Annotated in this window: 3 protein-coding genes; all 3 read right to left on the bottom strand. The window is 68.9% G+C overall.

Going from position 1 to position 3,855, the window contains the following annotated elements; genetic code table 11:
• Window positions 1–33: 33 nt before the first annotated feature.
• Window positions 34–1,425 (bottom strand): MATE family efflux transporter, encoded by a 1,392-nt coding sequence (locus ACFWF3_RS27470; RefSeq protein ID WP_379316295.1) that lies wholly within the window; start codon window positions 1,423–1,425, stop codon window positions 34–36.
• A 37-nt stretch (window positions 1,426–1,462) separates the two neighbouring features.
• Complete coding sequence (locus ACFWF3_RS27465; protein WP_379316293.1) at window positions 1,463–2,497, bottom strand: PLP-dependent cysteine synthase family protein; 1,035 nt, start codon at window positions 2,495–2,497, stop codon at window positions 1,463–1,465.
• A gap of 36 nt (window positions 2,498–2,533) precedes the next feature.
• A partial coding sequence (locus ACFWF3_RS27460; RefSeq protein WP_379316291.1) for a Y4yA family PLP-dependent enzyme occupies window positions 2,534–3,855 on the bottom strand: 1,322 nt, incomplete at its 5' end.

Raw genomic sequence — 3,855 nt, 5'->3', positions numbered from 1 at the left:
ACCGAGTGTCGCCCGCCTTCGCTGTGCTCGCTGTCATCGTGATTGTGTGACCGGCACCCGTCGTGGCGGGACCACGCCCGCCTGCTCGAGCAGCGCGAAGTACTTGCGCAGCATCAGTACGGCGGTGGTGGCCAGGCCGGCCGTCAAGCCCCACCAGACCCCGGCCGCGCCCAGGTGCAGCGGGAAGGCGAGCAGCAGCGCTGAGGGCAGGCCCACGCCCCAGTAACCGACCAGTGACAGCCGGAAGCCCGCGGAGGTCTCCTTCAGCCCACGCAGGAGCCCGGTGCCGATGTTCTGGGCGGCGTCGAAGAATTGCAGCACGATGCCGATGAGCAACAGGGTGTGCGCGATGGCGACGGTGCCGGTGTCGGTGGTATCGAGGAACGGTGCGAGCACGATGTCCGGGGCGAGCACGTAGACAGCGCCGGTGACGATCGCGATCACCGCGGCCATCCGCAGCGCCAGCCAGGCCAGCGCCCGCGCGTGCCCGAACTCATCGCGCGCGACCGCATCGCTCACCAGGATCGACGCCCCGTGGGACAGCCCGATCGCCATCTGGAACACGATGTAGATGATCTGGTAGACCACATTGTGCGCGGCCAGCGCGGCCGGCCCGAAGCTGCCCATCACCAGCGCGAGCACCGAGAACATGCCCGCTTCCGAACCGTAGGTGAGCGCGATCGGCGTGCCGAGGCGCAGTTCCTCGCGCACGGTCGCCCAGCGCACCGGCCACGGCGTCGAGGGCAGGGTGCGGCCGAGTTGCTCGTCGCGGCGCACCATCGCCCAGAACACCCCGAAGGTGATCAGGAAGACCAGCGAGGTCGCGATGCCGACACCGGTCAGGCCCATCGCCGGAATGCCGGCCCAGCCGTGGATGAAGGCCAGTGCCAGCACCAGATTCAAGGCCACCGAACCGAGCGTGACCAGCAGCAACGCCTGGGGCCGCTGCATGCCGACGGTGTATTGGCGCAGCACCTGGAACCACAGACACGGCAGTAACCCTGGCGCGAGGGCGATCATCATCGGCCGCGCCGCGTCGAGCACACCGGCATCCTGGCCGAGCCACGGCAGTACCCACCCGAGCCCGATCAGCAGTGCGCCGCCGAGCAGTCCGGCGATCGTCGCGATGACGACTGCCGCCCGGACCACCGCGCGCACTTCGTCGTCGGCCGAACCGCCGCGCTTCCCGGCCGCGCCGAGCGCGCCCGCGATCTGATTCCCGGTGCCGGTGATCAGCCCGACGCACATCGTGCGGATCTGGTTGAACAGCACCAGCGCCAGCCCGCCCGCGGCGACCTCGCGCACACCGAGGGTGCCCATCAGCGCGAGATTGGTCGTCGAGACCGCGATCTGCGCCAGTTGGGTGAGCGCGATCGGCGTCGCCAGCCTGGCCAGCGCGCTGCTATCGGTCGCCGTGCCGTTCACCCACCCGCTCCGTGGTTCGTCTCGCGCGCGATCGCGCTCACCTGACCTCCATCAATTCGTCCTGGCGCCGCAGCGGTGAATAGCGGCGCAGCAGGGTGGTCACTTCCGCTTCGGCGGCGGGATCGAGCAGGTCGCGGGCGCTCATCCAGTCGTCGTCGAACACGGTGTCGAGATACTTCTCGCCACCATCACACACGATGGTCACCACTGTGGACCCGGCCGGGAACTCCTCGAGCCGCGCCAAGGCATTGTGCACCGAACCGCCCGCCGAACCACCGATCAACAGACCGTGTGTCCTGGCGACGGCGCGGGTGGTGGCGAAGGCGTCGACGTCGCTCACCTTCACGCCCTCGTCGAGCAGGGCGTAGTCGACGGCGGTGCCGATGGTCGCGCCGGGTGGGGTGCCGGTGCCCGACTGCCAGTACGGTCCGCCCTCGCCGCCGAAGGCGATGGATCCGACCGGCTCGATCCCGATCACCCGGGCGGGCAGGCCGAGGTCGCGCAGCCGGGTGGCGGTGCCGAACAGAGAGCCGCCGGTGCCGACCGCGGAGAGCAGGATGTCGACCCGTTCGACCTCGCTCAGCAATTCGTCCGCTACGGCGTAGTAGCCGACGGCGTTGGCGTCGTTGTTGTGCTGTTCGGTGAAGTACGCGTCGTCGCGGGCAGCCGCCATGGCCTCGGCGAGGTCTTCCCGTGCCGAGGTGGCCAGCTCGTCGTCACCGTCGTCGGCGACGAACACCAGGTCGGTGCCCATGGCTCGCATCGCGCGCAACTTGTCCTTACAGGCGTGGTTGTCGACCACGGCGGTGAATCGATAGCCACGTTCGGCCGCGACCACCGCCAAGCCGAGTCCGGTGTTGCCGGACGTCGACTCGATGATATGCCCGCCATCGCGCAGCAAACCTCGCCGCTCCGCGTCGAGCACCATCGAACGGGCCATTCTGATCTTGGCGGCACCGGTCGGATTGAACTGCTCGAGCTTGAGCAGCAGCCGCGTGCCGGTGTCGGTGACGGCGAGTTCGAACAGGGGCGTGCGGCCGATCAGGTCCGTCACGCGCGTGACGAGAGCCATGGGTTGTTCCTCCATCGGATCGAGAGCTCGGGTGGATCAGCGGGCAGTGCTGTCCAGGCTCCAGCGCAGTCGGTCCGCGCCTGGGCGCAACACCACCTTCGGCGGGAGCGGGAGTTCGTGGAACGGGGACTCGTTGGAGTCCATCTGATACCCGGCGGTGTTCGGGTAGACGAGCAGGTCGCCGGTTCGTGCGCGGCGGGGCAGCGGGATGCGCCGTCTGCTGAGCAGGTCGGACTCCAGACAGGTGGTGGCGCCGACACAGGTGGGGGTGAGGTGGCCGGCGCTTTCGGGCCACAGCACGGGATCGGGCAGGTATTCACTGTCGAACCACTGTTCGGACAGGCTGAGACTGGTGCCGTCGACGGTGAGGATGTCGTACGGGCTTCCCTGTGCGGTCCGGGTTTTCACGCCCTGGACCCGGAAGACGGAACTTCCCGCCCGGTCGAGCAGGGCCCGGCCGGGCTCGACCGCGAGCCGTATTCCGTTGTCGCGCAACAGTCCGGCGAGGTCGTTGTGGGAGAGAACGGCGTCGAGCATGGCCGCGCCGGGAGCCGGGAAGTGATAGGGGTAGTAGTCGCCGGGCGGATTCGTGTGGAACCACTTGTCGCTGAGGGTGTTCTGGAACTCGGTCCACGCCGAGGCATCGAGATAGTCGACGCCGAACCCGCCACCGATCGAGATCGTGTCCGCCCGATGGCCGTTGGCTCGTGCGCGCCTGCAGTGCCCGACCAGCGCGGCCGCCTGTTCGGAGCGGTCGACAGCGTCATAGCCGGACAGGTGGAAACTGAAGCCCGACAGCGTGATCGGTGCACCGATGGCCTGGATCGCTTGTTCGAGCTCCATCGGGTCGAGCCCGAAGCGGCTGGTCGAGCCCTCCGGCAGTACCCGGAGCAGCACTCGCACCGGCAGTTCGAGCGCGGCGAGCCGGTCGAGTTCGTCGAGCGCGTCGATCGCGATCAACGACCCGTGCCGAGCCGCCAGCCACAGCAGCTCGTCGGACTTCGCGGGCCCGGTGACCATCAGGTCCTCGCCGCGCACCCCCTGCCCCAGCGCCGCGACGAGTTCTCCGGTGCTGGCGACATCGATCCCCGCCCCGCTCTCCGCGCACGCCCGAGCCACGCACGCCGCCTTGTTCGCCTTCTTCCCGAAGTAGACGAACCCGTCGACGTCTGCCTCGGTGAAGACCGACTGAAACGCCCGGATATTCACCGCGACGCGCTCGGGGAACAGCACATGAAACGGTCCACCGACCGCGTCGGCGATCTCGCGGAGCAGGCAGGGATCGGCGAGCAGCCGCTGTTGCGCCACGTCGGTGTGAGCGGGCATCGGCGGTGCGCAATGCGTCGGCCGGTCGGTGG

The sequence above is a fragment of the Nocardia sp. NPDC060220 genome (genome assembly GCF_042727815.1).
Classification (GTDB): Bacteria; Actinomycetota; Actinomycetes; order Mycobacteriales; family Mycobacteriaceae; genus Nocardia.
The sequence above is the reverse complement of the archived record's forward strand: the minus strand, read 5'-3'. Positions and strand labels throughout refer to the sequence as shown.